Source organism: Nocardia arthritidis NBRC 100137 (assembly GCF_001612765.1).
Lineage (GTDB): Bacteria > Actinomycetota > Actinomycetes > Mycobacteriales > Mycobacteriaceae > Nocardia > Nocardia arthritidis.
Window position 1 is genome coordinate 91488 of the sequence record NZ_BDBB01000021.1, and the last position, 25977, is coordinate 117464.

Here is a 25977-nt window from a genome sequence, read left to right on the forward strand (position 1 = left end):
GGTAGTGAACGTTTCGATGCCCCCGCAGAACCCACGCAGAGCGAAAGGTTCGACCGTTGAGTCGTCTGATTCGGATAGCGCTCGCCCTCGCCACCGTCGTCGCGGGCCTCACCGTGCCATTCCTGTCCGCGCCTCCGGCGTACGCGGCGCCGACGGTGCGCTGGGAGAACCGGGTCAGCGACCGGATTCTCGACATCGGCGTCTCCTCACCCAGCCTGGAGGGTCCGGACTGGTCGGTGAAAGTGGTTCGCCTGCTGCTGCCGCCGGGCTGGTCCAAGGACGCCACCCGGACCTGGCCGACCGTGTGGGTGCTGCACGGCGGGTTCGACGACCACAAGTCCTGGACCGACAAAGGCGATCTCGAAGCGCTCACCGCGGGCAGCCAAGCGATCTTCGTATTGCCCGAAACCAGCTGGTGCAGCGCGTATTCCAATTGGTACAACGACAATCACGGCGGCCCGCCCGCATGGGAGAGCTACCTGCTGGACGACGTGCGCACCTTGCTGGAGACCGGCTACCGCGCCGGTACGACCCGCGCCATCGCGGGCAACTCGATGGGCGGCCTCGGCGCCATGAAATTCGCCGCCGCGCATCGGGGTTGGTTCGCCTCGGCCGCATCCTTCAGTGGCAACGTCGATCCGCTGCACGACTCCGGGGCCCCCGGCGAACCGGACAGGCCCGGCGGTGGCTGCGGCGCCGACTGGGAACGGGTCTGGGGCGACTACACCGTCAACCGCGATATCTGGCTGGCCAACAACCCCTACAGCCGGGCCGCCGACCTCACCGGCATCCCCCTGTTCGTCTCCTACGGCAAGGCCGATCCCGTGGAATCCGCCGCCTACGAACAGAACTATCGCTTCGTGGACCGTCTGCAACAACTCGGGGCGCAGGTGGACTAACGCTACGTCCCCACCCAAGGCCACAACTGGGACGCCTGGAAGATCCAGATGCGCGACGCACTGCCCATGCTGCTGTCCTCGGTGGGTGCGGGGTGAATACGCTTCCGGCTGCTGCGGTGCTGTCGCAACGCCGCTTCGAACCCGCACGTTCGCAGGCGGCTCGGGCCGCTGCCGCTACGGCTCGCCGCGATTGAGCGAACCGTGCCCGCGATGCCGACCGTCCGCTGCCGACCAGTCGGCCGTGCGGCAGCCGGCACCCCATCATCCGTATACGCGCATCACCTCGGACGACGTCGATGTCACCGACACCTGTTCGGCAGCCGCTGCGGGAGGACCCGCGCGCTGAGCCGAGCCGACGGGTTCGACCGCGCACCGGCTCCGCTCAGCGCGGCGTCAGCCTGACGACCGGAATCACCCGATCGGTCTTCTCCTGGTACTCGGCGAAGCCGGGCATCACCTCGACCATCGCGGCGTAGAGGCGATCGCGCTCCGGCCCTTCGGTGATCGGAGTCGCCGTCGCCTCGAGGGTTTCGGTGCCGATCTCGAGGGTGACCGTCGGATTGACGCGCACATTGTGAAACCAGTCCGGATTGGTCGCAGCGCCCGCTTTGGAGGCGATGACCACGATGTCGTCGCCGTCGCGGATGAACGCGAGCGGATTGGTGCGCGGAAGACCGGATTTGGCGCCGATGCTGGTGAGCAGCAGCAGCTCGCGGCCCTCGAAGGGGCCGCCGACCTTGCCCTGGTTGGCGCGGAATTCTTCGATGATCTGGGTGTTCCAGTCGCCTGCCATGACTTGTCTCTCCTGCGGAGTCGGGTGCGCCGGGTCGTCGCGAGCCTACCCAGGCCGGCGGTCCCAAGCCGAACTAACGCCCAACCAACAGCGGCAGGGGGCACGATGACGGGGTGCGGGTGCTTGTTGTCGAGGACGAGACATTGCTGGCCGACGCGATCGCCGACGGGCTGCGCCGACATGCCATGGCGGTCGACGTGGTGTACGACGGCGCGGCGGCGCTGGAGCGTACCGGCGTCAACGACTACGACGTTGTGGTACTCGATCGGGATCTACCCGGCGTCTCCGGTGACGCGGTGTGCGGCACGCTCGTCGAGTCCGGCGGCTCGGCCCGGATCCTGATGCTCACAGCCGCGAGCGCCGTGGCCGAACGAGTGGCGGGTCTGGGACTGGGCGCGGACGACTACCTGACGAAGCCGTTCGCGTTCGCCGAGCTGGTCGCCCGTATCCAGGCGCTCGGGCGCCGGGCGCGCAGCGCCGCTCCCCCGGTACTGGAACGCTCCGGCATCCGGCTCGACCCGCACCGGTTCTCCGTCAGCAGGAACGGCGAACCGGTCACGCTGTCGCGCAAGGAGTTCGCGGTGCTGGCCGAGCTGCTGCGCGCGGACGGCGGCGTGGTCTCGGCCGAGCAGCTGCTGGAAAAGGCGTGGGACGAACACATCGATCCGTTCACCGGCGTCGTGCGGTACACGATCATGAACGTGCGGCGGAAGCTGGGCGAGCCGCGGGTGATCGAGACCGAACCCGGCGTGGGATACCGGATCCGATGAGAGGGCACACGATCCGGCTGCGGCTCACGCTGCTGTACGCGACGGCGTTCTTCCTGGCCGGTGCGGTACTCATCGCGTTGATGTACTTCTACCTGAACCAGTCGCTGGAGCGAAGGCCCGGGGGCGGCGCGCAGCAAGTGGTGCGGGAGTATCTGCTCGAACGGGCCCAGCGGAACCGGGCGCCGGTTTCCGCGGAGTTGTTCGAAGCGCTGACCGAGCAGGCCCAGCGGAATCGGCGGGACACGTTGCGCGCCATGCTGGTCTGGTCGCTGGTATCGCTCGGCGCGGTGGGGATCGCCGCGGGCGGATTCGGCTGGTTGCTGGCCGGACGCGCCCTGCATCCTTTGCAGCGGATCACCGCGACCGCGCGGCGAGTCGCCGACACCAGCCTGCACGAACGCATCGCCCTCGACGGTCCGCAGGATGAGATCAAGGATCTGGCCGATACCTTCGACGCGATGCTCGAGCGCCTGGACCGGGCGTTCGACGGACAGCGCCGGTTCGTGGCGAACGCCTCCCACGAGCTACGCACACCGCTGACGATCAACCGGACGCTGATCGAGGTGGCGTTGGAGGACCCCGGCGTTCCCGAGTCCACCCGCCGACTCGGCGCCACGCTCCTGGAGGTCAACCGCAGGCACGAGCGGCTCATCGACGGCCTTCTGGTGCTGGCCTCCAGCGAACAGCGACTGACCGAACACCGCCGCATCGACGTCGCCGGCATCGCCGCCGACGCGGTCGGAACATGCGCCGCGCGGCCGGGGGCCGAGATCACCGCCGATCTCGAATCCGCGACTGTGCTCGGAGATCCGCTGCTGCTGGAACGCCTCGTGCTCAATCTGTTGGACAACGCACTGCGCTACAACCTCCCCGAGCGCGGCTGGGTGGCGATCCAATCCCGAGCGATCGGTGACCGCGCCGTGCTCACCGTGGAGAACAGCGGCACACCGGTCCCGGCTTTCGAGGTCGACGGCCTCTTCGAACCGTTCCGCCGGCTCTCCACCACCGAACGCTTGGCCGATTCCGGCGCCCGCGGCGCCGGGCTCGGCTTGTCGATCGTGCGCTCCGTCGCGCAGGCCCATGGGGGCACGGTCCGCGCGACGGCGCGTCCGGACGGCGGTCTCGCGGTCACCGTCGAATTCCCGCGCGCCCAGAAATAACGCAACCGGCCGACGCCGGCGCGACCCTAGCGCGGCTACCCGAGGGGTACGGGCGAGTCCGACACCTCGCCCGTCCCGGGCTCAGTAGTTGTGGCAGGTGTCGGCGAGAACGCGCATCTTGTCGCGGTGCTCCTGCGCCTGCGGCGAGTCGCGGCGCTCCTCGAGCTTGCCCTTGGCCTCCGGGTGCTTGTCCAGGTACTCCTCGGCACGCTGCTTGCGCTGCTCGACCGGAAGACTCAGGAACTCTTGCAACTTCGCCTTGCGGTCGGGGTGCGCGTCGAGCCGGGCGGCGAGATCGGGGAACTGGGCATGGACGGCGGCGTCGAGCTGGGCGAAGCTGCATGTCGTCTCGAGCAGTCCGCCCGGCCGCGGCTGCGCGGAGGCGGTCGCCGGAACCAGCAGCGCGCCCGCGGCGAGCAGACCGCCGAGAGCGAGGGTGGCTCGAACGATTCTCGTCATGTCGGATATCCCTTTCGGTTGGATGTTCGGGTCGCTACGACGCGACCCGGCGTTCAGTCCATCAGGAAGGGTGTTTGGACGGCGCTAGGCGATGACGCCCCTGCCCGCCCGCCGCCGGGCTACCGTGGGTGTCGCTGTTGTGTCCCGATCGGCTGATCACCGCTGCTGGAGGCGTCTTGCGCACCATCGTTCGTGTACTGCTCGTTCTCGCGGCCCTCGTCTGCGCCGCGGTGTCGACGCCGCCCGCGCTCGGCGCCCCGGACGCCGTGCAGCTCGATGATTTCACCGCGCGCAAGCTCGATGAAGTGCTGACGTTGCGCGCTCAGGCGCCCGCCGCGGCGAGCAAGGCGGAGTTGATCGAGCTGCTGTCACGTCCGTTCCTCGGCACGCCCTACGGCGCGAACATGCTGGTCGGCTCGACGACCCAGCCCGAACAGCTGGTCATCGATTTCCGCCGGGTGGACTGCTTCACCTACCTCGATTACGTCGAGGCGCTCAGCAGGTCCGCCGACCGCGATCAGTTCATCAGGAACCTGATCGAGACGCGTTACGCCGATGGCCGCGTCGATTTCCGGCAGCGCAAACACTTCTTCACCGATTGGGCGCACACCACAGCAGTGGCGGCCACCGACGTCACAGCGGCGGTGAGCCCCGCGGCGGTGACCGTCACCAAGCACCTCAACGCGAAGGCCGACGGCGGCAACTATCTCCCGGGGCTGCCCGTGGTCGACCGCGCCATCACCTACATTCCCAGCGCGGCCGTTGACCGAGACGTCGTGAACGGGCTGCGCACCGGCGACTACATCGGCGCCTACGCCGACCGACCGGGCCTGGACGTCACTCACGTCGGCATCTTCGTCATGACCGACGCGGGGCCGGTCTTCCGCAACGCGTCCTCGCTCGCGGGCAACGACAAAGTGGTGGACTCGCCCTTCACGGAGTACGTGCGGTCCACCCCCGGCATCGTCGTGCTCCGCGCGCGGTAGGCCGCCTCGCGGAGCTAGGAAACGGGCACCGGCGGCCGGACGGACGATTTCGGCGTGCCGGTGAGCGTCTTGTCCAGGTCCGTGCGCAGGGTGGTGGCCGAGTCGAGCAGGTAGTTCTGCCGCACCTTCCACGGATGACGGTCACCTTGGCGGGGGAAGTCGCCAATGGATCGCTGGATGTAGCCGGAGGCCAGATCCAGCAGCGGGTGTTCGCCGAGTTCGCCTCGCGGCTCGGGCACCACGGCGGCGTAGCCCTTGCGGTCCATGTGATTGAGCACTTTGCAGATCAACCGGGAGGTGAGATCGGCGCGCAGGGTCCACGACGCGTTGGTGTATCCGATGCACACGGCGAAGTTGGGGACGCCGGTGAGCATGGTCCCCTGCCAGACGAACTGGTCGGACAACTCGACCCGCGCGCCGTCGACGCTGGGCGTGATGCCGCCGAAGGCGAGCAGTTGCAGCCCGGTAGCGGTGATCACGACGTCCGCCTCGAGCACCCGGCCGGACTTCAGCCGGATGCCTTCTGGCACGAACGTGTCGATGTGGTCGGTGACGACCTCGGCCTTGCCCTTCTTCATCGCCTTGAAGAAGTCCGCGTCCGGGACGGCGCACAGCCGCTGGTCCCAGGGGTTATAGCTGGGTGTGAAGTGCTCGGCGACGGCCTGGTCGTCCTTCAGGATGCGCGTGGTGAGACCGGTGAGCAGCTTGCGCGCCGCTTCCGGACGGCGCCGGCAGTACTGGTAGAAGCCGATGCCGAACAGGATGTTCTTGGTTCGGATCAGGCGGTGCGCAGGCCGCGGCGGCAGCAGTTCGCGGATCTTGTCGGCCACTTTGTCCCGGCCCGGAACGGCGCTGATCCAGGTCGGCGATCGTTGCAGCATCGTCACCAGTTGCGCTTGCTGCGCCATGGCCGGGACCAGCGTGACCGCGGTGGCGCCGCTGCCGATCACCACGACGCGCTTGCCGCGATAGTCGAAGTCCTCGGGCCAGAACTGCGGGTGCACCACTTCGCCCGCGAACGACGAGATGCCGGGGAACTCCGGCGCGTAGGGCCGGTCGTAGTCGTAGTACCCGGCGCAGGCGTAGAGGAAGCCACAGGTGAGCGTGCGCGTCTCGGTGGCGCCCGACTCGTCGCGCTGCTCGAGGGTCAGGGACCAGCGCGCGGCGCCACTGTCCCAGTCGGCGGCGATCACCTTGGTGCGGTAGCGGATGTGCCGGTCGATGCCGTGCTCGGTCGCGGTCTCGGTGATGTAGCGCAATATCGACGGACCGTCGGCGATCGATTTGGCGTCACGCCACGGCTTGAACGGGTAGCCGAGGGTGAACATGTCCGAGTCCGATCGGATGCCCGGGTATTTGAACAGGTCCCAGGTTCCGCCCAGCGTGTCGCGAGCCTCCAGGATGGCGTAGCTCTTGCCGCGGCACTCGGTCTGCAACCGGTAGGCCGCGCCGATACCGGATAGTCCGGCGCCCACGATCACGACATCGAGGTGGTCCGGTGCTGCGGCGGCTTCGATCATGTATCCAGTGTGCGAGCCGAGTGCGGCGGCTTTCTTGACTTTACGCGACAAGTATTTGATCCTCGACGACATGTCGGTAATTCGTTCCGCGGGGTTGCGCGGCTTTCGCGCGACTGTCGCCGAGCTGGGTGGTGACGCCGAGGCGCTGGCCACGGCATGTGGCCTGCCGGTGGCCGCCCTGGACGCCGACGACCTGCTCGTGCCCGACGAGTCCGTCGCGGCGGTGCTGGAACTGGCCGCGCACCAGCTGCGCTGTCCCGACCTCGGCTTGCGGATCTCCCATCGGCAGGACCTGGACATGCTCGGCCCGCTGGCGCTGGCCATCCGCAATTCGGCGTCGCTGGCCGACGTGCTCGAGTGTTCGGCGCGATACCTGTTCCTGCACGCGCGGTCGCTCAGCTTGACGCTGGAGCCGGACCCCTACGGCGATCGCGGCGTGATCGCGCTGCGCTACGGCGTGCGGCCCGGACTTCCCACACCCGTCCAGGGCACCGACCTCGGGCTGGCGTTCGTGCATCGCACCATTCAGCGCTTGGTGGACGACCGCTACGGGCTGCGCTCGGTCGAGCTGCCCTATCGGCCGGAAGCGGCGGTCGCCGGTTACGAGGAGTTCTTCGGCGCGCCGGTGCGAGTCGAGCGACCGTTCGCGGCGTTGCGGGTGCCGAGCAGCCTGGCGAGCAGGCCGCTCACCGGCGGTGACGAGAACCTGCACCGGCTGGCCATGGCGTTCCTCGCCGCGCAGTCCGGCGACGCGGCGGCGGCGATCGCCCCGCAGGTACGCGCCGCGGTGCAGCGATTGCTCGGCACGGCCGCACCCGAGATCGGCGCGGTGGCACGGCTCCTCACGGTGCACCCGCGCACGCTGCAACGACGTCTCGCCGCCGAGCACACCTCGTTCGCCGCGATCCTCGACGAGGTCCGCCGGGACGCGGCGCGACGGTATCTGACCACGACGGACATGCCGATGAGTCAGGTGGCCTCGCTGATCGGGCTGTCCGAGCAGGCGACGTTCACCCGATGCGCCCGAAGATGGTGGGGCACAACGCCCAGCGCTCTGCGCCGCACCTGCTCGCAAGCAAGGACGTAGCGGCACGACCGTTCGGAGATCGAGCGGCCCTCGTAGCCGCCCTCGGGGTGCGGCAGCGGCGCGCATGGCGTCGCGGTGCGGCAGGCGTTCGACGGCGGGAGCGGGCGGATCACGGCGGTGCGCGTCTACCTCTTCCGGCCCGCTTGAATCGCCACTGGGAAGGCGCGATTCGGCCGCTAGACTCTCCGATCGACTGGGAAGGGGGCCGCATGGACGCGGTTATCAAGGAGGTCGCCGAGGAGGGCAAGCGGCTGATCGACCGGGCCTGGCTCGGCGAACTCAGCCGCGACCAGGCGGTGCACATGTTCGTCCAGGTCGGCGACGGTATGGTGCGCTACGAGACGGCACTGACCATCATCGACGACGGTGTGCAGCGGTTGAGCGCCAACGCCAGGCGGCTGCGGATCCTGCGCTGGTGCGCGGTGCTGGAGTTCCCCGTATTCGGCGCGTTCGCCGCACTCGCGGTGCTGGTGGGCGATTTCACCACCGCGGGTCTTTCGGTGCTGTTCCTGCTGATCCTGCAGATCATCCACCGCACGATGCTTCCGCATCCGCTCGCGGTCCCCCGCCCGTCCCGCACTTAGCCGCGCCCGGGTCGTGGTTCCCGCGCGCGCGTCGCGGGGTGATTAGGGTGCGTCTTCATGGACCCCACGACCGGCGCCTCCGGCGCACATCCGCACGAACCGCATGACGACGGCTTCGCATCCAAGCTCAACTGGCTGCGCGCGGGGGTGCTCGGCGCGAACGACGGCATCGTGTCCACGGCGGGGCTGGTCGTCGGCGTCGCGGCAGCGACCACCGACACGCAGGCCCTGTTCACCGCGGGCATCGCGGGTCTTTCGGCGGGGGCGATCTCGATGGCGGTGGGTGAATACGTCTCGGTCAGCACCCAGCGCGATTCGGAGCGGGCTCTGCTGGCGAAAGAACGCAGGGAACTGCGCGACGAACCGGACTTCGAGCTGGCCGAACTCACCGGGATCTACCGGGCCAAGGGCCTGACGCCGGAAACGGCGCGCAAGGTCGCCGAAGAACTCACTGCGCACGACGCGTTCACCGCGCACGCGGAGGCCGAATTGGGGCTGAATCCCGCCGAGCTGACCAATCCGTGGCAGGCGGCGTTCTCCTCGGCGGTGGCCTTCACGCTCGGCGCGCTGCTGCCGTTTCTGGCCATCTTGCTGCCGCCGGTCACCGCACGAATCCCGGTGACATTCGGGGCCGTACTCGCCGCGCTCGCGCTCACCGGGTCGGTCAGCGCCCGGCTGGGCGGAAGCCCCCCTGGCCGGGCGGTGATACGGGTGGTGCTCGGCGGCGCGCTGGCCATGGCCGTCACCTACGGCATCGGCCAGCTCGCCGACGTCACCGGAATCTGACTCGAACGCGGGGCACTGCCCGGAACACGCCGATGCCGGGCGAAGGCCGATGGCCTTCGCCCGGCACGGGCGGTCGGTGCGCGGTCAGCGCCTGAAAGCGTCCCGCAGTTTGTCCGCGGCGCGCTTGACGTTGCCGCGGCCCTGCTCACGCCGTCCCTCGGCCTCCAACCGGGGGTTGCCGGTCGCTCGGCCGACGAATTTCTTCACGCTGCCCCTGGTCGCTTGCACTCGGTGCGCGAGGCGATCTTCGAACTTCATGAGAAATCCCCTAGTAATACCAGCGGCGGCCACCCACCGGACGGCCCACCGAGCCGGCCACCAGCAGCACGAGCCCGATGATCAGCACGATGATGCCCGCGGTGGTGAGCAGCGAAATTCCGAGCAGCCAGCCCAGGACCAAGAGGATGAGGCCGAGAATGATCATTGTCGTATTCCTTTTCTTCTCAATTACTTCGCGGTCACAGGTTTCGAAGTCGAGACCGTCGCGCCGCGATCGGTCCGGGCAGTACCCGAACGGGGGGTGTGCAGCCACCGCCGCCAGGCCGGCTCCTGCTGAGGAGCCCGCGCCGCCGGTGCGGAGGTGTCCGCTGTCAGATCACGCCGCACCGCCGCCATCTCGCGGCGAGACTTCGCGAGTTCACGACGCGCGACCACGCCGCGACGGGTCACCCGCCAGGCGCCGGACAGCACGAGGGCCAGTCCGAACATCCCGATCGCACCGAGGGTCACTCCGTAACCGAACAGTGCTCCGGTGGAACCGTGGAAGTGATAGTCGAATACCGCGAAATCACTCGTCAGTTGCTGAGCGGGGCCGGTGTTGCCCACTACGGCGGCAACTCCGATGATCACGGCCGCGATCAAGGCGACGAGTCCGATGATGATGATCATGGCAATCCCTGTTGCGTCGAGTCGTTTGACACCTCCGCTATTCCCGGGCCCCAGGCAGTCAAACGCGACAAAAAGGAAAGTTTGAGCGGACGGAATCGGTCAATGCGATTTGCATGACGTACACAGTTACCCTGCACAACGTTACGCGCGAGTCCGCGTCTGCGATCGAATCGGCGCTGCGCGGCGTCAACGGCATCGACTCCGTCGACATCGACGTGTCGTCGGAGCGAGCACTCGTGAACTCGACGACGATGACCTACGGCGAGGTTCTCGACGCGATCCGGCAGACCGGGGCCTCCGCATCCTGATCGACGTTCGCCCGCCGCGCGGCTGCCCGGGACCTCCGATCCGCGCGAACACCTGGTAGACACCCCGCGGGCGCGAAGCCGCGGGCCAAACATCCCGCGGCTGCCTCACCGGCACCCAACGGGTGGCGGAGGTGGCCGAACGTCGAGTTCCCACGACTCCATGGCCGATGCCCCAGCGCATGCGCTCCGGGGGCCGCGCTCCGCACGGCCACAAGTCTGTCGACACCGAGCGAGCCTCGACGAACCGGCAGCGGAAAGTCTTCGCAGCCAGGCGATTCGACAGTGCCGCCAGCGGTGTGGCGATCACGCCCGCGTGACCGCGTAAGGCCGAGGAGATGGGGCGAGCGACGATGATCGCCCCACCTGCTACCGCTCTCGGACGCCGGGCCTCCCGCGGTCACGCCCCCTTCGGGGCGACCACAACGGCATGCGCAGGCAGAGCACGCACGAGTATGATCTACGCCACATGCCCTGTCAACCACAGGAGACAACGCTGCCATGGGGGAGGACTTACACCCGTTCACGCGGGCGCTCAACACGCTCATCGACGGAATGCACCCGCCCACTGGGAAAGACGGGCGGCCGCACCATATCACCCACCGCGCGCTGGCCGCGGACATCCACCGCGCCACCGGGGCGCGCCTGTCCGCCAATTACCTCTGGAAGCTGCGCACCGGGCAGGCGGTGAACCCGTCCTACGAGACGCTGGAGGTGTTCCGCGGTTACTTCGGCCTCGCCAGCCTGGACCCGTTCACCGATCCCCCGCTGGCGGCGACGCGTGGCAGCGAACTGGCATTGATCAACGCGCTCAAGGGAAACGCCGCACAGGAGGCACTGGAACCGGTGCTGCGCGACGGGCTGCGACAGGGTACGGTCCGCGCCGAGTCCGTGCTGGCGATGCTGGATGTCCTGCGGCGCATCGAGAACGAGCGACGCGGCTGAGCAATCCGGATGGCAACGAGGCCCGAAGGCGGCCGGCCGCCGAGTTCAGTACGGACGGCTCGGTATCCGCACCCGCCGGATCGGCGCCACCGTCCACCAGGTGACACAGCGCCACGCCCATTCCAGCGGACCATATGCGAACAACCGCAACCACACCGCGCTGAACACCGCCTCTACCAGGATGATCGCGACCGCCAATCCCAGCACCGGCGCGTAGTCGCCGGAGCCGTACAGTCCCAGACGCGGTGCGGCGAGCAGGATCAGCGCGGTGGCCCCGACGTAATTGGTCAACGCCATGCGGCCCAGCGGCCGCAACACTTCCGCCAAGACCTGACCGGGCTCGATGCGCAGCAACAGCAGCAAACCGGTGACGTAGGCCAGCGCCCCCAGCAAGCCCGCCACAGCCGTGGCCGGCGTGGACCACAGCTCCAGATACGGTGTGCGGTACTCCCACACACCCGCCACTATCGCGGCGGGCAGGGCGAGAGCGAACACCGCGCCGATCTGCCAGACCCGCTCATCCAGGGTGTCCACGATTCCGGCGCGCGCGGTGGCCAGGCCCAGGAGGAACAACCCGGGCGCCAAGGCCAGCCCGCCACCCAGGGCCAGCGCCACGCCCAATGTGCCCGCGAGTCCAGCCACCAGCACCACCCAGTTCGGCAGCGCCGAGGCGGGCAGCAGGATCACCAGCCCGGCCAGCGCGTACGGAAGCAGCGCCTCACCCGGCTGGAACAGCTGATGGACCGCGCCGATCACCCCGAGCGCCAGCAAGCGGCGCAACAGGACCAGCCGTGGGCGCTCGCCGCGCTCCGCGGCACTGTCCAGCAGTAAGGCGAAGCCGATCCCGAACAGGAACGAGAAGATCGGGAAGAACCGTCCCTCGAACGCCACCGACAGCACGTGCCGGATCGGTATCAGTACGCCCGATTCATCCGTGGCCGCCATATCGGCGATCCGCCAGATATCCACCACCAGGATGCCGCACAGCGCGAAGCCACGAACCGCGTCCAGTTCCTGGACGCGGATCGGCCCCGCCTCGTAGTGCATGGATCTCACGGTATCCAGCGGCGGCCTCGGAACCGGGATCTCGCGCCGAGATGTCGCACACATCGATTAACGCACTAACTATTAATGCGCTAACTTGGAGCCCGGACGAGGAGGACCGATGGAGCCCGAGATCGACGATCCGCTGCGCTTGGACCGCCAGGTGTGCTTCGCGCTGGCGGTGGCCAATCGTGCCGTGCTGGCCGTCTACCGGCCGCTACTGGAGCCGCTCGGCCTGACCCACCCGCAGTATCTGGTGATGCTCGCGCTGTGGGGTGAGGCGCCGATGTCGGTCAAAGCGATCGCCGAGGCCGTCCAGCTCGACTCTCCCACGCTGTCCCCGCTGCTCAAACGCCTGGAAGCGGCCGGGCTGATCAGTCGCGAACGGGACAGCCGGGACGAGCGGAACCTGGTGGTGAACCTGACCCCGGACGGAGCCGCGCTGCGCGCGAGGGCCGAGCAGATCCCGCCCGCCGTCGTGCAGCGCCTCGGCGTGACCCTGGCAGACCTGGAGCAGTTGCGCGACGCCCTCACCCGAATGAACGAGGCGGCCCGCCGGTCGGTGCTCGCGGAATCCGACGCCCCGTCCCCCTACCGAGGAGACCGGTCATGACACGAGAACGACGACGGCCCCATCCCCTCCAGTGGATCGGCTACGCCTTCGGACGCCGCCTGCCCGATTCGATGCGCGAGTGGGTGCGCGACGATCTGACCGGGAGGTTCGCCGCCACCCGGCACGTCCTGCGCGGGCTGGTGCCGTTCACCCCGCTGTTCGCGGCGTTCCTGCTGTTCCCCGGCGAACTGTGGCTGCGCGGCGCGATGGTCCTGCTGGCCCTGCTGCTGGCCCTGTTCTACACCGTCGCCTTCATGCCGATGAACCGCGCGCACCGGCTCGCGAAGCACGGCTTACCCGCCGATCTGAAGAACCCCCGACAAGTACAGCGGCAAGCGCGGGAACGCGCCAGATACGCCGCACAGCACCCCCACTGACCGCTGCGTCCCAAAGACACGGGCCGAGAGACACAGCGCTAGGGACTGGCGGCCAGGCCGACGAAAGCCGCGAACACTGCCAGGTGGACGCCGCCTTGGAGGAGTGTCGCGCGTCCGGGGACGATCGTCAGGCCGCCCACGACGACGGTCAGGGCCAGCAGCACCATCTGGGTCGCGCCGAGGCCGAGCACCAAGGGGCCGTCCAGCCAGATGCTCGCCACAGCGATCGCCGGGATGGTCAGGCCGATGCTCGCCATGGCCGAACCCAGCGCCAGATTGAGACCGATCTGCACCTGGTCGCGGCGCGCGGCGCGGATCGCGGCGAGCGTCTCGGGCAGCAGCACCAGCAACGCGATCACCACACCGACCGCCGACTGCGGCAGCCCCGCCGACTCGACCGCCGACTCGACGGCGGGCGAGACGACCTTCGCCAGTCCCACCACGCAGATAAGGGCGACCAGCAGCAGAGCCGAGGCGACGAGCGCGCTGCGCACGCTGGGCGACTCGATGTGCTCGTCACCGTCGGCGACGGCACCGCTCACCTCGACCGGCAGGAAGTCGTCCGGATGACGCACCGTCTGCACGAGCACGAACAGGCCGTACAACGCGAGCGAGGCCACCGCGGCGAAAGCCAGCTGCGCGGGCGAGAACTCCGGACCGGGCTTGCTCGTGGTGAAGGTCGGCAGTACGAGACTGAGCGTGGCCAGCGTCGCCACGGTTGCCAGCGCCGCACCGGTGCCTTCCGCGTTGAACACCGCCACGCGCCGCCGTAACGCGCCCACCAGCAGGCAGAGACCGAAGATCCCGTTGCAGGTGATCATCGCCGCGGCGAAGACCGTGTCGCGGGCCAGGGTCGCGGTCTTGTCGCCGCCCTGGGTCATCAGAGTGAGGATGAGCGCGACTTCGATCACGGTCACCGCGATGGCCAGCACCAACGAGCCGAACGGTTCACCGACGCGGCGCGCGACCACCTCCGCGTGATGCACCGCCGCGAGCACCGCCCCGATCAACGCCACCACCACGATCGTCACCGCCACACCGGGCAGACCGCGGCCCCAGGTGGCCGCCAGGGCGAGGACGGCCAGCAGCGGCACGAGTACGCTCCAGCGAGCGAGTAACACACCGATCATGCCCACCATCGTCCCAGCAAACCAGTCGCATCCCAGTCGGGTGATCGGTATCCCCGCCCCGAGCGCGGGCTCAGTCGTCCAGATCGATGCGCACGGTGAGCAGATCGGTGCCGACGAGCCGGACGGCCGCGCTGTTGGCGCGCGGCAGGGCCGCCAAGCGGGCACGCGGGTCATCCTCGGGCAGCAGATGCGCGGTACCGGTGTGCCAGCGACCGTGCAACCGCAACCGGACCCGATTGTCGACCTTGATGTTCCGCACATACTGCGAACGCTCGCCGAACTCGGAGACCAGCCAGAATTCCCGTCCGACCTGCCGTCCGCCGATCGGGGTGATCCGCGGTTGCCCGCTGACCCGGCCGGTGGTCTCCAGGAGGGTCTGCCCGGGAAGCGTGCTGAGCAGCGGATTGCCCACGCGGCGCTGAAACGCCGTCACCACCCGATGCTGGATGTCGCGCAAGTTCGGCATGCCGCGACGGTAACACCGGTCGGCAGGCTCCGCCGCGTGCGCGATTCAGGGGCTGAGCAGGCACGAGCCGTCGCGCGGCGCGCCGGGCGCCTACAGGCACCGGTACGCAAACACCCGCTCGTCGCGTCGCGCAGTGCCGACCGTTCCATGCCGCCGCACCGGACAGCATGGGCACGCGGTGAGCAATCGGGCGAGTTTCCCTGCACGGAACAAGTTCTTGTGAAATGCAACGCAGATCCTCTGTCCTGCAATATCTCTCCGATGGGGGCCGGCCGGGCGGCCGTGGCGATGCCGTTACCGAAGAACATCCGGCAAGGAATCGACCCCGCGCCCATCCATGGGTGAGAATTTGGCGGTGCGCACCCAGTTCACTGCCGAGCTCATCGCGTTGACGAATGATCTGACGCTGATGTGCACGCTCGCCCACGATGCCGTCGAGCGTGTCACCGACGCGCTCGTCGACGCCGATCTCACCGCGACCTACGAAGTCTTCGCGCTCGATGAGCAGTTGCAGAAAATGTATGGCGCGTGCGAGGCGCGCACCGTGGTGCTGCTGGCATTACAGGCGCCGGTGGCCCGCGACCTGCGGCACGTGGTGACGGCGATCCAGATCGCCGGTGAACTGTCCCGCATCGGCTGGCTCGCCAGCCGGGTCGCCGACAAGGTGTATCAGAGTCATCCCGGACCCGCGGCGGAGCAACCGATCCTGGATGTCCTCGCCGCGATGGGCAAACTGGCGGCCGAGCGCACGGCGCTGGCCGGGCAAGCGGTCGCGGGCCGCCACCCGCTGCCGGAGGAGGAGGCGCCCGCCGGGCGCCCGATGGAAACGCTGCACCAGCAACTGCATTCCGTGCTGCGCGACCCCGCGACCCAGCCGCCCACCGAGGTAGCGATCGATATCGCCCTGCTGGGGCATCACCTGGAACGCTGTGTCGACCACACGGCACGCATCGAGCGGCTCATCCGCTTCCTCGACACCGGCGTGCCGCCGACCGCCCAGCCCAGCGACGACGAGTAAGCCGCGTCCTACAGTGGAACCGTGCTGTTCGACCCCGCGGCGGGGGTATTGATCTCGGACGGTGGATTGGCCACCGAGCTGGAGACGCGCGGCCACGACCTGTCCGATGCGTTGTGGTCGGCACGCCTGCTCGTGGACGAGCCCGCCGCGATCGAGGCCGTGCACGCCGCCTACTTCCATGCGGGCGCCGACATCGCGACCACCGCGACCTATCAGGCTTCCTTCGAGGGTTTCGCCGCGCGCGGGCTGACCAGGACGGAATCGGTGCGGCTGTGGCAGCGCGGCGTGGCGCTGGCCAGTGCGGCGCGCGATGCCTGCGCCGGCGATGGACGGCGCCGCTGGGTCGCCGCCTCGGTCGGCCCGTACGGCGCCGCGCGCGCCGACGGATCGGAATATCGTGGCCGCTACGGTCGCACCGTGGCCGAACTGCGAGCATGGCATCGGCCGCGCATGGAGGTGCTCGCCGAGGCGGGCGCCGACCTGCTGGCCGTGGAGACCGTCCCCGATATCGATGAGGCCGAGGCACTGGTGGACTTGGTGAACGAACTCCGGGTGCCCGCATGGCTCAGCTACACCATCGACGGCGCCCGCACGCGTGCCGGTCAACCGCTCGCCGACGCCTTCGCGATGGCCGCGGACTCGGCCTCGATCGTCGCGATCGGCGTGAACTGTTGCTCCCCCGCCGATGTCGCGGCCGCGGTGGACCTCGCCGCTCGCACCGGCAAACCCGTGGTCGCCTATCCCAACAGCGGTGAAGGCTGGGATGCGGCGCGCCATCGCTGGACCGGTCCCACACAGTTCACGCCGGGGCAAGCCCGCGAGTGGTATGCGCGGGGCGCGCGGATCATCGGCGGATGCTGCCGTGTCGGCCCCGCCCACATCGCCCATCTCGCAAGAGAACTACGAGGAACGTCTCCCTTCACCACCCGGACTGCCACCCACTCATCCGGCCCCGGAGCGCCCGGCTGAGCGCTTTCGGCTGCGACGCGAGCCACGTTCGGGTCATGTCTGCTCGAGCATGGGAAAACGACCGGAACCGAGCAGCCCCGCGATCGCGTCCATCTTCGCTTGCGGGACGGCGTAGTCCGGATGAGCACGCAGCACCGACGCCGCGTCGTGCAACCGGATCATCTGCCGTTCGGCCTCGGCCGCGGTACGTCCGCCCGCGCTGACCGGATGGCGCGCGTACACCGGGCGGCGCGGGTCGACCCGGCCCAGGGCGAGCGCTCGGTCCACTCGGCGCGAGCAGCGGCAGAACGCCGCGGGATCGACCAGGCCGCAGGTCGCGTTCAGGAAGTTCCCGAGTCGTTTCTTGGCTCGCTCCAAGCGCTTTCGATAGGCGGCCGGGGTGACCTCGAGGATCCAGGCGGCCTCGGCGGAACTCAGTTCGAACACCTCACCGAGCACGAAGGCGATCCGTTCGTCGCGGGCCAGGCATTGCAACATGCCCTGGCTACAGGTCAGCCGCACCTCGGCGGTCAGCAGCACCGCTTCCGGCCCACGGTGATCCGCCTCGGACAATCCATCGGCCAGCCCGTCCCGGAAAGAGTCCAAGCTCAGTTGCGCGGCCTCCTGCGGGGATTGCCGCCGCAGATTCAGCAGGTGATTGACGCCGATGCGATAGGCCCAGGTGAGCAGTTTCGCCTCGGCGCGCCAGCTGTGCAGATGGTCGAGGACGCGCACCATGATCTCCTGCGTCGCGTCCTCGGCCTCCACGGGCCGCCAGACCATGCGCAGGGCCAGCCGATAGATCGGGTCCTGCAGCAGGCGCACCACCTGGGCGATGGCGTCCCGGTCGCCCGCGACCGCGCGGGCGACCATGGCCTTCTCCTCCGCCGCGACCCGGTCGTGCTCCGTGCTCATCCGGCCATCATTCGGCTTGCGTCGTGGTCGGCGCAAGCACGGCCCGGTCACACCGGGCACGAGGTCACGGGCGAGCGGCCGCACCGACCAGGCCGTGCCGGTCGAGCCACTGCGCGACCGCCCGGCCGATCTCGTCCGGCCGGTCCTCCGGCGCGTGGTGGCCTGCCGGGCCGATCGGCGCGACTTCGGCGCTCGCGAAGGTGCTCGCGGCCCAGTCGATCGCCTCCGCCGCACCCAATCCGACGCCGTTCTCCAGCGCCATCAGCAATTTCGGCACCTCGGGTGTCGCGGCCGCCCACTCGCCGTAGTTCCGCACCAGCGCGACCACATCGGCGGGCTCCCCGTCCAGCGGGAACTCCCGCGGCCACACCAGCAGCGGCTTGCGCGTGGCCGGCGTGGGGTACGGCGCCCGGTACACGTCGTGGTCTTCGGCGGCGAGATCGGCGGTGCCCTTCGGCAGGTTGAACTCGATGAAAGTGTTCTCCTCCAGAATCATCCGCTCGCCGTCCGGGGAGCGGAACTTGCCGAACAGCTCGGCGCCCAGCGGAGGCAGTTCGTCCCAGCGCATCGGCCGCAAGAAGGTCTCGATCAGCGCGATGCCGAGCACCCGGCCCGGATGCCGCGCGGCCCAATCCATGCCCAGCGCGCCGCCCCAGTCGTGCCCGACCAGCACCACCCGGTCCAGGCCGAGCGCGTCGAACCAGGCGTCCAGGTAGGCGGCGTGGTCGGTGAAGCGGTAGCCGCTGTCCGGCTTGCCGGATTCCCCCATCCCGATCAGGTCCGGCGCCAGCGCTCTGGTTCGATCGGCGACGTACGGGATCACGTTGCGCCACAGGTAGGACGAGGTCGGATTGCCGTGCAGGAATACCACCGGGGTATCCCCCACTCCGGTGTCGCGGTAGTTGATGAAGGAGTCGAGAACGTCGACGGTCGGCATGATGCGGTCCTTTCAGGTCGGGCTTGCTTGCCCACACCCGTTTCGACACACGATTTGCTTGTCTGTGACCGGACGCGAAGTGATCATCGTCACACGACCGGTCAGACGGACGGCGGCGCAGCGCCCTGTCATCTCATGCACACATCCGTACCCATGCAGTAGATATGTGGCCGAGACTGAAGATCGGCTGAGAAATTTTTCGATCCTCCGGAAGGAACTTGCCAATCGCCACTCAGCCTATCTACTGTCTTGATACGTAGGACCAAGTGAGATCGAGATGGAGCGGATGCGTGCTGGCGCCCTACCCGGTAGGGACTTCCCTGGTCACCCCCCTGATCCCGATCACCCCTGATCGTCACGAGTGAGTCCGGAGCAGGCGCGGCTCGACACCTCGGGACCTCCCCCTCATCAGCCCCGTGGTGTCGTACCAGTGCGGTTTTCGGAGTGGACAACCATCCGCACAACCGCGCGGCTCCCCAGGTCTCCTCGTGATAGACCGCCCCCGAATCGGCGCCGGCACGGCGATTCGGGGGCGGGCCCACTCTCCTGTCCGAGCGCTCTGGCGCATCGCCCGTTAACGGCCTGCTGTGCCGAATCTCATACGCGCCGTTGGGTTACGCGAACCCCGCCACTGGATACCTTGTCGCCGGTTACAGTTTCAAGTGGGTTCGGCGTTAGGAAGTTCGATGAAGTCCACAACGCGGCGGCTGGCTCTGATCGGCATCATGGTGGCGACTTCCATCGGACTGATCTCCTGCTCCTCGGTTCACCCCAGCCAGTCGACGGCGGCGGGATGCGGTTCGGGCGGCCGGGCGTGCGCCGATGCCGCCGCCCCGATTCCCGGCCGCGACGCACTCGCTCTGCTGAACTCCCTGCGCGTGGCGGAGCGCGCGCCCAAAACCGGCTACAGCCGGGACGAATTCGGGCCGCCCTGGTCCGACAACGTCTCGGTGCCCGGCGGCGGCAACGGCTGCGACACCCGCAACGACATCCTCCAGCGCGACATGACCGACGTGACCTTCAAGTCGGGCAAGTGCATCGTCGCCACCGGAACGCTCGCCGACCCTTACACCGGTAAGACCATCGCCTTCAAGCGCGGCACGAAGTCCTCCGACGACGTGCAGATCGATCACGTCGTCGCGCTCTCGGACGCCTGGCAGAAAGGCGCACAGCAGCTTTCCGCCGAACGCCGCCGCGACCTCGCCAACGACCCGCTGAACCTGCAGGCCGTCGACGGCCCGACCAATCAGTCCAAGAGCGACTCCGACGCGGCCGAATGGCTGCCGCCGAGCAAGGGCTACCACTGTGCCTACCTGACCAGGCAGATCCAGGTGAAGGCGGCCTACCAGCTCTGGGTCACCCCGGCCGAGAAGGACGCCATGGTGCGGATCCTGACCGCCTGCCCCTGAGTTAGGGAAACTCGATCACCACCTTTCCGAACGGGTCACCGGTGCGGAGATACCGGTAGGCCGCTTCGGCTTCCTCGAACGCGAACACCCGGTCGATGACGGGACGCATCCGATGGACGGCGATCGCTCGGTTCATAGCCTCGAAATCCGTTCGGCTGCCCACCGCGATGCGGCGAATCGACAGATACGACGCCCCGAATGGATTGTCCGCGGGCGGGTCGGTGGCGGGCATCGCGCCGATCATCGTGATCCGCGCGTTGTACGCGCCCGACCGCACGGATTTCGCCAGTGTCGGCATGCCCACCGCGTCGAGGACGTGATCCGCGCCGTCGCCGCCGGTGCGATCCAGCACGGCGAGCTCCCAATCGGGGGTCCGGCTGCGATCGATCACCTCGTCGGCTCCCAGTGCGCGTAACCGCTCCGCTTTGCGATCGTTCGAGGTGATCGAGATGATCCGGGCGCCGTGCATTTTCGCGTGCTGTACGCCGAAAAGCGCCACCGACCCACTGCCGACGGTCAATACGGTCTCGCCCGGCCGCACCGGCAACGGCGTGCTCAGCGCGGTCCACGCCACCACCCCGGCGCAGGTCAACGTCGCGGCTTCCGCGTCCGTGAGGTGACCGGGCACGTGCACCACCGAATCCTCCTCCAGCAGGGCATAAGTGGCGAGCATGCCGGGATAGGTGGCGCCGTACTGCTCGACGACGTGCGACCGACGCTGCGGACCGCCGACCCAGCGGACGAAATAGGTGGCGGTCACCCGGTCGCCCATCGCGGCGCGGGTTACGTCGTCACCCACCGCGATCACCTCGCCGACACCGTCGCTGAGCGGGACGACGCCAGGGGTGGCGGGCAGTGGGTACGTACCGTCCATCAGCATCAGATCGCGACGATTCAGCGACGCCGCCCGCACCCGGATCACCACCTGCCGTGGGCCGGGCTCGGGCATCTCCTGCGGCGCGGCGGTCAGCGCGTCCGCGCCGCGGGAGGGGTCGAGACGGTAGGCGACGGCTTGCCTCACGCGACGCCGATGTACTGGTGATCCCACCGGATCCGGCCGTCGGCGTCGAGGGCGATGACGTCGTATCCGCCGCCGACGACGGCGCCGTCGGCCTTCGTCACCAACTGCCAGGTCAGGCCGATCAGGTTCACCGAGAGGCGCACCGCCTGTCCCTCGGGCACGAACACGTGCTCGCCGGGAGCGACGAACTCGTCGTACGCGCGGTCGACGCGGCGGTCCAGCGCTTCATAGCCGCGGATCTCCACGGTCGGGATCGGGAAGGACAGCGCGGCCAACGCTTCCCGCATACCCTGCGGCGGATCCACCAGGACCTGGGCGCCGTCCTCGGCCCACAGCTGCCTGATCCGCTTGCGCCTGGCTTCGGCATCGGGCTCGTTCCACAACGCGATGTACCGTTCGGCGAATCGCGAAAGTTCCTGCTCATCGAATCTGTTGCTCATGCGGCAGAGTTTTGCCGCCGCTGGAAGTCGGTGCGATTCCCCGCAGGGTATGGCGAGCCGACTGCCCGCCCGCCGATACTGCTGCTATGACGACGGCGATCGAGTCCACCGGGTTCGCCCGGCAGCTCATGCATTGGCGGACGCTGCGCCGGGTCAGCCAGCTCGACCTCGCGATCCGCGCCGACACCACGCAGCGTCATCTGAGCTTCCTGGAGCAGGGCCGCTCGCGCCCCGGCCGGACCATGGTGGTGCGGCTGGCCGAATCACTGGAGCTGTCGCTGCGTGAACGCAACGGACTGCTGCTGGCCGCGGGATACGCGCCGATCTTCCCCGAATCGGAACTCGACACCGTGGAATTGGCGCCGGTGCTGGAGGCGTTACGCGCCATTCTGGACGGCCATCTGCCCTACCCGGCGCTGGTCGTGCGGCCCTACGGCATCCTGCTCGCCGCCAACGCCGCCTTCGACGTGCTCACCGAGGGCGCCGCGCCGTGGCTGCTGGAACCACCGGTCAACGTGCTGCGGCTCGCGCTGCATCCGGACGGCTTGGCCGCCCGCGTGGTCAACCTGCCCGAATGGGGAAGGCACGTCACCGAAGCGCTGCGCAACCGGATGGCCCGCAGCCCCGATCCCGTCCTGGACGAGCTGATCGACGAGCTGGAGACCTATCTGCCCCTCACCGAGCCGGGGCCGGGGCATCTGGGTTTCGCGGTGCCATTGCGGCTGCGCTGCGCCGAAGGGGAATTGCGTTTGATCACCACGCTCACCTCGTTCGCCACCGCGGTGGACGTCACGCTCGCCGAGCTGCAACTGGAGGCGTTTCTGCCCGGCGACGAGCAGACCGCGCGAATTCTGCGTGACCGCGCGGCACGACGCTGATCGGGCTCCCGCCCCGCCACAACCAGCCGATGCTGGACCGGTTCGACATCCGGCGGCGCCCAGGAACTGTGTCGATCCAGCGGCTCGCCGGGTTCCGATTCGCGCCGCCGGATGCCACTCACCCGAGGATCAGTCCCGCAGGTCGGCCCTGCGGGACGTCACCGTCGACTCACACCGCCGCGAGTTCGCGCTCGGCCGGTGCTTCCCAATCGATCCGGTAGCGCTGTTCGGGTCCCATGGTCTTCTCCGGTTTCATCACGGTCTTGGCCATCAGCGGCATGAGCAGCTGCATGAACTTGCGTCCCACCGGTCCCGGCGTCTTGCTGTGGTTGATCTTCGCCGCGCGGGCCGCGACGCCTTCCACACGCTCGCGCCGCAGCCGCTCGTAGACCGCGAACGCCTCCGGAGCGGGCAGATCGCGCAGGCACCTGGCCAGCTGCACACCGCTCTCGATCGCCAGCGACGCGCCCTGGCCGGAACTGTTGGACGGGGCGTGCACGGCATCGCCCACCAGCACCATTCGCCCGCGATGCCAGTGCGGCACCGGCGGCATGATGTGCAGCGCACCCACCACCTCCAGCTGGTCCTCGGTGGTGCGGCGAGCGAGTTCGCCGCCGGGGCTGTCGTCGCGGTAGGTCTCGCGCAGGATCTCCAACCAGTGCGCGTTCGGTACCGCCCGCGCCGCGGTGAGCGACAGATACTCCTTGTGCGGGAGGTTCGCACCCCAGGCCACCCGCCCGTCGCCGAGCGGCCAGTACAGGTAGTACGCCCGCTTGCCGAACGCGAAGGTCATGGTGTCGGCCGGGATCTCGGCGTCGCACTCGGTGGTCGCGCCGAAGCCGAGCATGCCGGTGTAGCCGGGGCCGGGCGCGTCCGGGTCGATCAGCGTGCGCACCCGCGAGCGGATGCCGTCCGCGCCGATCAGCACGTCGGCGGTGGCCGTGCTGCCGTCGGCGAAGCGGGCGGTGATGCCGGATTCGTCGTCGTGCACGTCGACCAGGCGCTTGTCGTACTCGAACGGCACCCCCGCCGCGGTCGCGTGCCGGTGCAGCGCTCGATGCAACTCGCTGCGGTCGACCAATTGCAGCGGCGGCACATCGGAGAGGCCGGGCAGGGCCAGCACCTTGTCTCCGACGGCCATGTTCATCTTGGTGACCGGCAGCGCGATCTCGCGGACCGGATCGCCCGCTCCGACGATGTCGAGGGCGGCGATGCCGTTGGGCGCCAGCGCGAGTCCGCTGCCGATGCCGTAGGAAGGCCCCGGGTATGCCTCGTAGACGCGGGCTTCGATGCCCGCCTTGCGCAGGGCCGTCGCGACGACGGGGCCGGCGATGCCGCCACCGATCACCAGGGCGGTACGTGTTGTGGACATGGGTGTCTCCAGGATTCGTGCGATACGGGTCTCGGTTCCCGGACCGACCCACGCGCCACCCACCCGGTTATCCTGTGGTTGCCAGCCTTGTAGCCGGGTGCGCGTTCGCGGGCGCGGTTCGAGACTGTTCGATCGGGCCCGGCGGCGGTGTTGCCGCACCACGCCGGGTCCGGTTTCGGCTAGTTCTCGGCCATCCCCCTCTCCACCAGCTCGGCGACCTCCGACGGCAGCGCGCCGCGCTCGTGCCACTCACGCCATTGCGCCAGTCCCGGGAAGGTGCCCTCGGTCAGCTCGTCACGCAGCGAACGTGTCCACGCCGCCTCGGCTTCCAGCATCGCCAGCCCGAACTCGGACTCGATGATGAACAGCCGCGGCAGCGCCCCCGCGAGTTCGCCGAGTTCGCGGCGAACCGTCCCGATGGTCCGTTCCAGCGCTTCGAGCCGGGTACCGAGCAGTTCGACCACCTCGGCGGGCGGAAGCACCGCGAGAATGGACAGACCCGCGACGAACCGGTGATGTTCCGGTTCCGGAGTCGACAGCAGCTCCCTGGTCCAATCGGCCATCTCGGCGCGGCCCGCGTCGGTGATCCGGTAGATCACCCGCTCCGGTCGCGCGCCCGCCCGCTCACTGCCGACCACCTCGAGGAAGCCGACCTTGGCCATGTTCTGCACGACCGTGTAGAGCGAACCCCACTTGATCGCCATGTCGTGGTCTTTGCCCCGGTCGCGCAGGGTCTGCGCGATCTCGTACCGGTGCATCGGGCGTTCGATGATCACGGACAGCACCGCGAGCGCCAGCAGGTTGTCGACCTTGCGTTTCTTCATCGCGGCACCTCCTCATTACTCGTGTACGAATATACGTCTACGAGTAGTAAGCCGCAAGTGGTTCAGGCGGCCACCGTCCGCTGCTCCCGCGCCTTCTCTTCGAGCAACTTCGTGGCGATGTTCGTCAGCGCCTGGTCCAGCAGCGCGCGTGAGGTCGCTGTCCGCGTCGGCGAGGATGCGCGGGCCATCCCCTCGCCGACATCGCCCGCGCCCGCCCGCGCGCTGTGCCGCAGCGGCACCTCGGGCAAGAACCACGCGATGACGAATCCGGCCAGCGCGACCGGCACCACCCAGAAGAACACGTGGTCGATGGAGTCCGCGTACGCGTCGATGATGGGCGCCGATGTTCGGCGGGCAGCGCGCGCAGCGACTGCGGGTCCGCCGCCACCACACCCACGCGGGCCGGCGCGGCGGTGAGGTTGGGGCAGATCTCGTTGCCGTAGAGCGTGCCGAAGATCGCTGTACCGAAGGCGCTGCCGAGCGTGCGGAAGAATGTGACGCCGGAGGTCGCCGTGCCCAGCCGCGCGTAGGGCACGGTGTTCTGCACGACGATGGTGAGCACCTGCATGGCCGGCCCGATGCCAGGGATGGGACTTCGCCGCTTCGATGGAAATCCGGCGACACGGCAGCGAATCAGCCGGGCAGGTCCTCGGACGCCGTCTCGTCCGCCCGCTCGATCAGCGACATCGCGATCGGGACCAGCAGATCGACGAGTTCGGCCACCGTCGGACGCGGGTCGGCGAGCACCCACTCGTGCGCGAGCCCGTTGATCGCGCCGATCAATGCGCTCGCACCCCACCCCGGCGCGCCACGCACGCGCGAACCCGGAGCGACCACCGGCACCACGTGCGACTCCAGCATGGACGCCCACACGTGTCGTCGTTCGCGACGGTGCCGCTCCATCCGGTCGCTCACCCCGACCACTTCGATGAACGCGACCTTCGCGCGGTAGGGATCGGAGCCGATCGAGGCGAGGTATGCCGTCACCACGGCGGTCATGGCGGCGGGCAGGTCGAAGCGGGGGTCGAGGTCCGCGAGCCGCCCCAGCACGGCGGCGGCGGCCTCGTCCTGGATCCGGTCGTAGGCGGCGACCAGCACGTCCTCTCTGGCCTGGAACTCCTCGTAGAACTGCCGCTTGGACAAGCCCGCCGCGGCGCACACATCGGCCAGCGAGCAATCCGCGTAGCCGCGCTCGGCGAAGATCCGGGTGGCCGCGTCGAGGAACCGCTGACGCCGCTCGGCTTTCCGCTCCACGACGGCACGCCCGCCGTATTGCCTGCCCACTGTCGCCGTCACATCTCACACCGTAGCGAAATCGCGGCGACCGCGAACCGCGCTTTCCCACCGGGGCCGGAGATATCCGTTCTTGTGATCCGCGACATGACATCGCATACTCGTGCACA

The 25977-nt window shown here is 68.8% G+C and carries 32 protein-coding genes; 15 read left to right on the top strand and 17 right to left on the bottom strand.

The annotated features are described in order from the left end of the window. Window positions 1-56 precede the first annotated feature (56 nt). A complete protein-coding gene (locus tag NA8_RS17330; RefSeq protein ID WP_245663883.1) occupies window positions 57-899 on the top strand; it encodes an alpha/beta hydrolase in 843 nt (280 codons plus the stop codon). 382 nt (window positions 900-1281) lie between these two features. On the opposite strand, the gene NA8_RS17335 is transcribed toward NA8_RS17330, so the two are convergent. Beyond that, window positions 1282-1692, bottom strand: a complete 411-nt coding sequence (locus tag NA8_RS17335) for a nitroreductase family deazaflavin-dependent oxidoreductase (RefSeq protein WP_063051427.1) — start codon at window positions 1690-1692, stop codon at window positions 1282-1284. Between the two features lie 113 nt (window positions 1693-1805). Between NA8_RS17335 and NA8_RS17340 the strand changes: the two genes are divergently transcribed. Further along, window positions 1806-2462 carry a response regulator transcription factor gene (locus NA8_RS17340; protein WP_174550094.1) on the top strand — a complete coding sequence of 219 codons (657 nt, stop codon included), beginning with the start codon at window positions 1806-1808 and terminating at the stop codon, window positions 2460-2462. Continuing rightward, on the top strand, window positions 2459-3622 hold the full coding sequence (locus tag NA8_RS17345) for a sensor histidine kinase (RefSeq protein WP_063051428.1): 1164 nt from the start codon (window positions 2459-2461) through the stop codon (window positions 3620-3622). The genes NA8_RS17340 and NA8_RS17345 overlap by 4 nt, the downstream gene beginning before the upstream one ends. A gap of 81 nt (window positions 3623-3703) precedes the next feature. On the opposite strand, the gene NA8_RS17350 is transcribed toward NA8_RS17345, so the two are convergent. After that, the gene (locus NA8_RS17350; RefSeq protein WP_063051429.1) at window positions 3704-4081 is read right to left on the bottom strand and encodes a hemophore-related protein; all 378 of its coding nucleotides are present in this window, start codon (window positions 4079-4081) and stop codon (window positions 3704-3706) included. A gap of 176 nt (window positions 4082-4257) precedes the next feature. Here NA8_RS17350 and NA8_RS17355 point away from each other — a divergent pair, with 176 nt between their 5' ends. Then, complete coding sequence (locus NA8_RS17355; RefSeq protein ID WP_063051430.1) at window positions 4258-5067, top strand: DUF1460 domain-containing protein; 810 nt, start codon at window positions 4258-4260, stop codon at window positions 5065-5067. Window positions 5068-5081: 14 nt separating this feature from the next. Here NA8_RS17355 and NA8_RS17360 read toward each other — a convergent pair whose 3' ends face one another. Beyond that, complete coding sequence (locus NA8_RS17360) at window positions 5082-6587, bottom strand: flavin-containing monooxygenase (protein WP_063051431.1); 1506 nt, start codon at window positions 6585-6587, stop codon at window positions 5082-5084. Window positions 6588-6657: 70 nt separating this feature from the next. Here NA8_RS17360 and NA8_RS17365 point away from each other — a divergent pair, with 70 nt between their 5' ends. From NA8_RS17365 to NA8_RS17375, 3 genes are all read left to right on the top strand, one after another. Beyond that, window positions 6658-7674 carry an AraC family transcriptional regulator gene (locus NA8_RS17365; protein ID WP_063051488.1) on the top strand — a complete coding sequence of 339 codons (1017 nt, stop codon included), beginning with the start codon at window positions 6658-6660 and terminating at the stop codon, window positions 7672-7674. Window positions 7675-7883: 209 nt separating this feature from the next. Then, window positions 7884-8258, top strand: a complete 375-nt coding sequence (locus NA8_RS17370; protein WP_063051432.1) for a hypothetical protein — start codon at window positions 7884-7886, stop codon at window positions 8256-8258. A gap of 57 nt (window positions 8259-8315) precedes the next feature. Continuing rightward, window positions 8316-9044, top strand: coding sequence for a VIT1/CCC1 transporter family protein (locus NA8_RS17375; protein ID WP_063051433.1), 729 nt, complete (start codon window positions 8316-8318; stop codon window positions 9042-9044). An 84-nt stretch (window positions 9045-9128) separates the two neighbouring features. On the opposite strand, the gene NA8_RS32925 is transcribed toward NA8_RS17375, so the two are convergent. From NA8_RS32925 to NA8_RS17380, 3 genes are read right to left on the bottom strand one after another with little or no spacing between them, the layout of a single operon-like run. Further along, the gene (locus tag NA8_RS32925; RefSeq protein WP_084466883.1) at window positions 9129-9302 is read right to left on the bottom strand and encodes a CsbD family protein; all 174 of its coding nucleotides are present in this window, start codon (window positions 9300-9302) and stop codon (window positions 9129-9131) included. A gap of 10 nt (window positions 9303-9312) precedes the next feature. Next, a complete protein-coding gene (locus NA8_RS34395) occupies window positions 9313-9468 on the bottom strand; it encodes a DUF6131 family protein (protein WP_085994835.1) in 156 nt (51 codons plus the stop codon). Window positions 9469-9491: 23 nt separating this feature from the next. Beyond that, complete coding sequence (locus tag NA8_RS17380; RefSeq protein ID WP_063051434.1) at window positions 9492-9932, bottom strand: hypothetical protein; 441 nt, start codon at window positions 9930-9932, stop codon at window positions 9492-9494. A gap of 113 nt (window positions 9933-10045) precedes the next feature. Between NA8_RS17380 and NA8_RS17385 the strand changes: the two genes are divergently transcribed. Both NA8_RS17385 and NA8_RS17390 read left to right on the top strand, forming a co-directional pair. Next, the gene (locus tag NA8_RS17385) at window positions 10046-10240 is read left to right on the top strand and encodes a heavy-metal-associated domain-containing protein (RefSeq protein WP_062971665.1); all 195 of its coding nucleotides are present in this window, start codon (window positions 10046-10048) and stop codon (window positions 10238-10240) included. Between the two features lie 498 nt (window positions 10241-10738). After that, window positions 10739-11182, top strand: coding sequence for a hypothetical protein (locus NA8_RS17390; RefSeq protein ID WP_063051435.1), 444 nt, complete (start codon window positions 10739-10741; stop codon window positions 11180-11182). 45 nt (window positions 11183-11227) lie between these two features. Here NA8_RS17390 and NA8_RS17395 read toward each other — a convergent pair whose 3' ends face one another. Next, window positions 11228-12229 (bottom strand): DUF418 domain-containing protein, encoded by a 1002-nt coding sequence (locus NA8_RS17395; RefSeq protein ID WP_063051436.1) that lies wholly within the window; start codon window positions 12227-12229, stop codon window positions 11228-11230. 118 nt (window positions 12230-12347) lie between these two features. Between NA8_RS17395 and NA8_RS17400 the strand changes: the two genes are divergently transcribed. Further along, a complete protein-coding gene (locus tag NA8_RS17400) occupies window positions 12348-12839 on the top strand; it encodes a MarR family winged helix-turn-helix transcriptional regulator (protein WP_063051437.1) in 492 nt (163 codons plus the stop codon). After that, window positions 12836-13216, top strand: a complete 381-nt coding sequence (locus tag NA8_RS17405) for a DUF5313 family protein (protein ID WP_063051438.1) — start codon at window positions 12836-12838, stop codon at window positions 13214-13216. The genes NA8_RS17400 and NA8_RS17405 overlap by 4 nt, the downstream gene beginning before the upstream one ends. A gap of 38 nt (window positions 13217-13254) precedes the next feature. Here NA8_RS17405 and NA8_RS17410 read toward each other — a convergent pair whose 3' ends face one another. Together NA8_RS17410 and NA8_RS17415 are read right to left on the bottom strand one after the other, a co-directional pair. Next, complete coding sequence (locus NA8_RS17410; RefSeq protein WP_245663884.1) at window positions 13255-14346, bottom strand: calcium:cation antiporter; 1092 nt, start codon at window positions 14344-14346, stop codon at window positions 13255-13257. Between the two features lie 70 nt (window positions 14347-14416). Then, complete coding sequence (locus tag NA8_RS17415) at window positions 14417-14812, bottom strand: nitroreductase/quinone reductase family protein (protein ID WP_063051440.1); 396 nt, start codon at window positions 14810-14812, stop codon at window positions 14417-14419. 355 nt (window positions 14813-15167) lie between these two features. Here NA8_RS17415 and NA8_RS17420 point away from each other — a divergent pair, with 355 nt between their 5' ends. Together NA8_RS17420 and mmuM are read left to right on the top strand one after the other, a co-directional pair. Continuing rightward, window positions 15168-15830 (top strand): phosphate signaling complex PhoU family protein, encoded by a 663-nt coding sequence (locus NA8_RS17420; RefSeq protein WP_245663885.1) that lies wholly within the window; start codon window positions 15168-15170, stop codon window positions 15828-15830. Between the two features lie 48 nt (window positions 15831-15878). Continuing rightward, on the top strand, window positions 15879-16799 hold the full coding sequence (gene mmuM / locus NA8_RS17425) for a homocysteine S-methyltransferase (RefSeq protein ID WP_063051489.1): 921 nt from the start codon (window positions 15879-15881) through the stop codon (window positions 16797-16799). A gap of 33 nt (window positions 16800-16832) precedes the next feature. On the opposite strand, the gene NA8_RS17430 is transcribed toward mmuM, so the two are convergent. Both NA8_RS17430 and NA8_RS17435 read right to left on the bottom strand, forming a co-directional pair. Then, window positions 16833-17693, bottom strand: a complete 861-nt coding sequence (locus tag NA8_RS17430) for an RNA polymerase sigma factor (RefSeq protein ID WP_063051442.1) — start codon at window positions 17691-17693, stop codon at window positions 16833-16835. Window positions 17694-17757: 64 nt separating this feature from the next. After that, entirely contained in the window at window positions 17758-18630 is an 873-nt protein-coding gene (locus NA8_RS17435) for a haloalkane dehalogenase (RefSeq protein WP_063051443.1), read from the bottom strand. Window positions 18631-19316: 686 nt separating this feature from the next. On the opposite strand from NA8_RS17435, the gene NA8_RS17440 reads away from it, so the two are divergent. After that, window positions 19317-20039, top strand: a complete 723-nt coding sequence (locus NA8_RS17440) for an HNH endonuclease family protein (protein ID WP_040865213.1) — start codon at window positions 19317-19319, stop codon at window positions 20037-20039. Window position 20040: 1 nt separating this feature from the next. Here the strand turns inward: NA8_RS17440 and NA8_RS17445 are convergent, their stop codons facing one another. Continuing rightward, window positions 20041-21060, bottom strand: a complete 1020-nt coding sequence (locus NA8_RS17445; RefSeq protein ID WP_245663886.1) for a zinc-dependent alcohol dehydrogenase family protein — start codon at window positions 21058-21060, stop codon at window positions 20041-20043. Beyond that, the gene (locus NA8_RS17450) at window positions 21057-21500 is read right to left on the bottom strand and encodes a hypothetical protein (RefSeq protein WP_063051444.1); all 444 of its coding nucleotides are present in this window, start codon (window positions 21498-21500) and stop codon (window positions 21057-21059) included. Before NA8_RS17450 ends, NA8_RS17445 begins: the two co-directional genes overlap by 4 nt. An 86-nt stretch (window positions 21501-21586) precedes the next feature. Here NA8_RS17450 and NA8_RS17455 point away from each other — a divergent pair, with 86 nt between their 5' ends. Then, complete coding sequence (locus tag NA8_RS17455) at window positions 21587-22378, top strand: helix-turn-helix domain-containing protein (protein ID WP_063051445.1); 792 nt, start codon at window positions 21587-21589, stop codon at window positions 22376-22378. 169 nt (window positions 22379-22547) lie between these two features. Here the strand turns inward: NA8_RS17455 and NA8_RS17460 are convergent, their stop codons facing one another. The 4 genes from NA8_RS17460 to NA8_RS17475 all read right to left on the bottom strand — a co-directional run bounded on the left by NA8_RS17460 (window position 22548) and on the right by NA8_RS17475 (window position 25870). Further along, the gene (locus tag NA8_RS17460) at window positions 22548-23750 is read right to left on the bottom strand and encodes an FAD-dependent oxidoreductase (RefSeq protein WP_063051446.1); all 1203 of its coding nucleotides are present in this window, start codon (window positions 23748-23750) and stop codon (window positions 22548-22550) included. A gap of 179 nt (window positions 23751-23929) precedes the next feature. Next, complete coding sequence (locus tag NA8_RS17465) at window positions 23930-24574, bottom strand: PadR family transcriptional regulator (protein WP_063051447.1); 645 nt, start codon at window positions 24572-24574, stop codon at window positions 23930-23932. Window positions 24575-24636: 62 nt separating this feature from the next. Continuing rightward, entirely contained in the window at window positions 24637-24876 is a 240-nt protein-coding gene (locus tag NA8_RS35175; protein ID WP_063051448.1) for a hypothetical protein, read from the bottom strand. A 331-nt stretch (window positions 24877-25207) separates the two neighbouring features. Next, on the bottom strand, window positions 25208-25870 hold the full coding sequence (locus tag NA8_RS17475) for a TetR/AcrR family transcriptional regulator (RefSeq protein ID WP_063051449.1): 663 nt from the start codon (window positions 25868-25870) through the stop codon (window positions 25208-25210). Between the last annotated feature and the right edge of the window lie 107 nt (window positions 25871-25977).

What these genes read in the sequence shown, in the direction of transcription:
- NA8_RS17335 (WP_063051427.1), bottom strand. Translation starts at nt 1,692, where the DNA reads ATGGCAGGCGACTGGAACACCCAGATCATCGAAGAATTCCGCGCCAAC.
- NA8_RS17345 (WP_063051428.1), top strand. Translation starts at nt 2,459, where the DNA reads ATGAGAGGGCACACGATCCGGCTGCGGCTCACGCTGCTGTACGCGACG.
- NA8_RS17350 (WP_063051429.1), bottom strand. Translation starts at nt 4,081, where the DNA reads ATGACGAGAATCGTTCGAGCCACCCTCGCTCTCGGCGGTCTGCTCGCC.
- NA8_RS17360 (WP_063051431.1), bottom strand. Translation starts at nt 6,587, where the DNA reads ATGATCGAAGCCGCCGCAGCACCGGACCACCTCGATGTCGTGATCGTG.
- NA8_RS17365 (WP_063051488.1), top strand. Translation starts at nt 6,658, where the DNA reads ATGTCGGTAATTCGTTCCGCGGGGTTGCGCGGCTTTCGCGCGACTGTC.
- NA8_RS17370 (WP_063051432.1), top strand. Translation starts at nt 7,884, where the DNA reads ATGGACGCGGTTATCAAGGAGGTCGCCGAGGAGGGCAAGCGGCTGATC.
- NA8_RS17375 (WP_063051433.1), top strand. Translation starts at nt 8,316, where the DNA reads ATGGACCCCACGACCGGCGCCTCCGGCGCACATCCGCACGAACCGCAT.
- NA8_RS32925 (WP_084466883.1), bottom strand. Translation starts at nt 9,302, where the DNA reads ATGAAGTTCGAAGATCGCCTCGCGCACCGAGTGCAAGCGACCAGGGGC.
- NA8_RS34395 (WP_085994835.1), bottom strand. Translation starts at nt 9,468, where the DNA reads ATGATCATTCTCGGCCTCATCCTCTTGGTCCTGGGCTGGCTGCTCGGA.
- NA8_RS17380 (WP_063051434.1), bottom strand. Translation starts at nt 9,932, where the DNA reads ATGATCATCATCATCGGACTCGTCGCCTTGATCGCGGCCGTGATCATC.
- NA8_RS17385 (WP_062971665.1), top strand. Translation starts at nt 10,046, where the DNA reads ATGACGTACACAGTTACCCTGCACAACGTTACGCGCGAGTCCGCGTCT.
- NA8_RS17390 (WP_063051435.1), top strand. Translation starts at nt 10,739, where the DNA reads ATGGGGGAGGACTTACACCCGTTCACGCGGGCGCTCAACACGCTCATC.
- NA8_RS17395 (WP_063051436.1), bottom strand. Translation starts at nt 12,229, where the DNA reads ATGCACTACGAGGCGGGGCCGATCCGCGTCCAGGAACTGGACGCGGTT.
- NA8_RS17400 (WP_063051437.1), top strand. Translation starts at nt 12,348, where the DNA reads ATGGAGCCCGAGATCGACGATCCGCTGCGCTTGGACCGCCAGGTGTGC.
- NA8_RS17405 (WP_063051438.1), top strand. Translation starts at nt 12,836, where the DNA reads ATGACACGAGAACGACGACGGCCCCATCCCCTCCAGTGGATCGGCTAC.
- NA8_RS17410 (WP_245663884.1), bottom strand. Translation starts at nt 14,346, where the DNA reads ATGATCGGTGTGTTACTCGCTCGCTGGAGCGTACTCGTGCCGCTGCTG.
- NA8_RS17415 (WP_063051440.1), bottom strand. Translation starts at nt 14,812, where the DNA reads ATGCCGAACTTGCGCGACATCCAGCATCGGGTGGTGACGGCGTTTCAG.
- NA8_RS17430 (WP_063051442.1), bottom strand. Translation starts at nt 17,693, where the DNA reads ATGAGCACGGAGCACGACCGGGTCGCGGCGGAGGAGAAGGCCATGGTC.
- NA8_RS17435 (WP_063051443.1), bottom strand. Translation starts at nt 18,630, where the DNA reads ATGCCGACCGTCGACGTTCTCGACTCCTTCATCAACTACCGCGACACC.
- NA8_RS17440 (WP_040865213.1), top strand. Translation starts at nt 19,317, where the DNA reads ATGAAGTCCACAACGCGGCGGCTGGCTCTGATCGGCATCATGGTGGCG.
- NA8_RS17450 (WP_063051444.1), bottom strand. Translation starts at nt 21,500, where the DNA reads ATGAGCAACAGATTCGATGAGCAGGAACTTTCGCGATTCGCCGAACGG.
- NA8_RS17455 (WP_063051445.1), top strand. Translation starts at nt 21,587, where the DNA reads ATGACGACGGCGATCGAGTCCACCGGGTTCGCCCGGCAGCTCATGCAT.
- NA8_RS17460 (WP_063051446.1), bottom strand. Translation starts at nt 23,750, where the DNA reads ATGTCCACAACACGTACCGCCCTGGTGATCGGTGGCGGCATCGCCGGC.
- NA8_RS17465 (WP_063051447.1), bottom strand. Translation starts at nt 24,574, where the DNA reads ATGAAGAAACGCAAGGTCGACAACCTGCTGGCGCTCGCGGTGCTGTCC.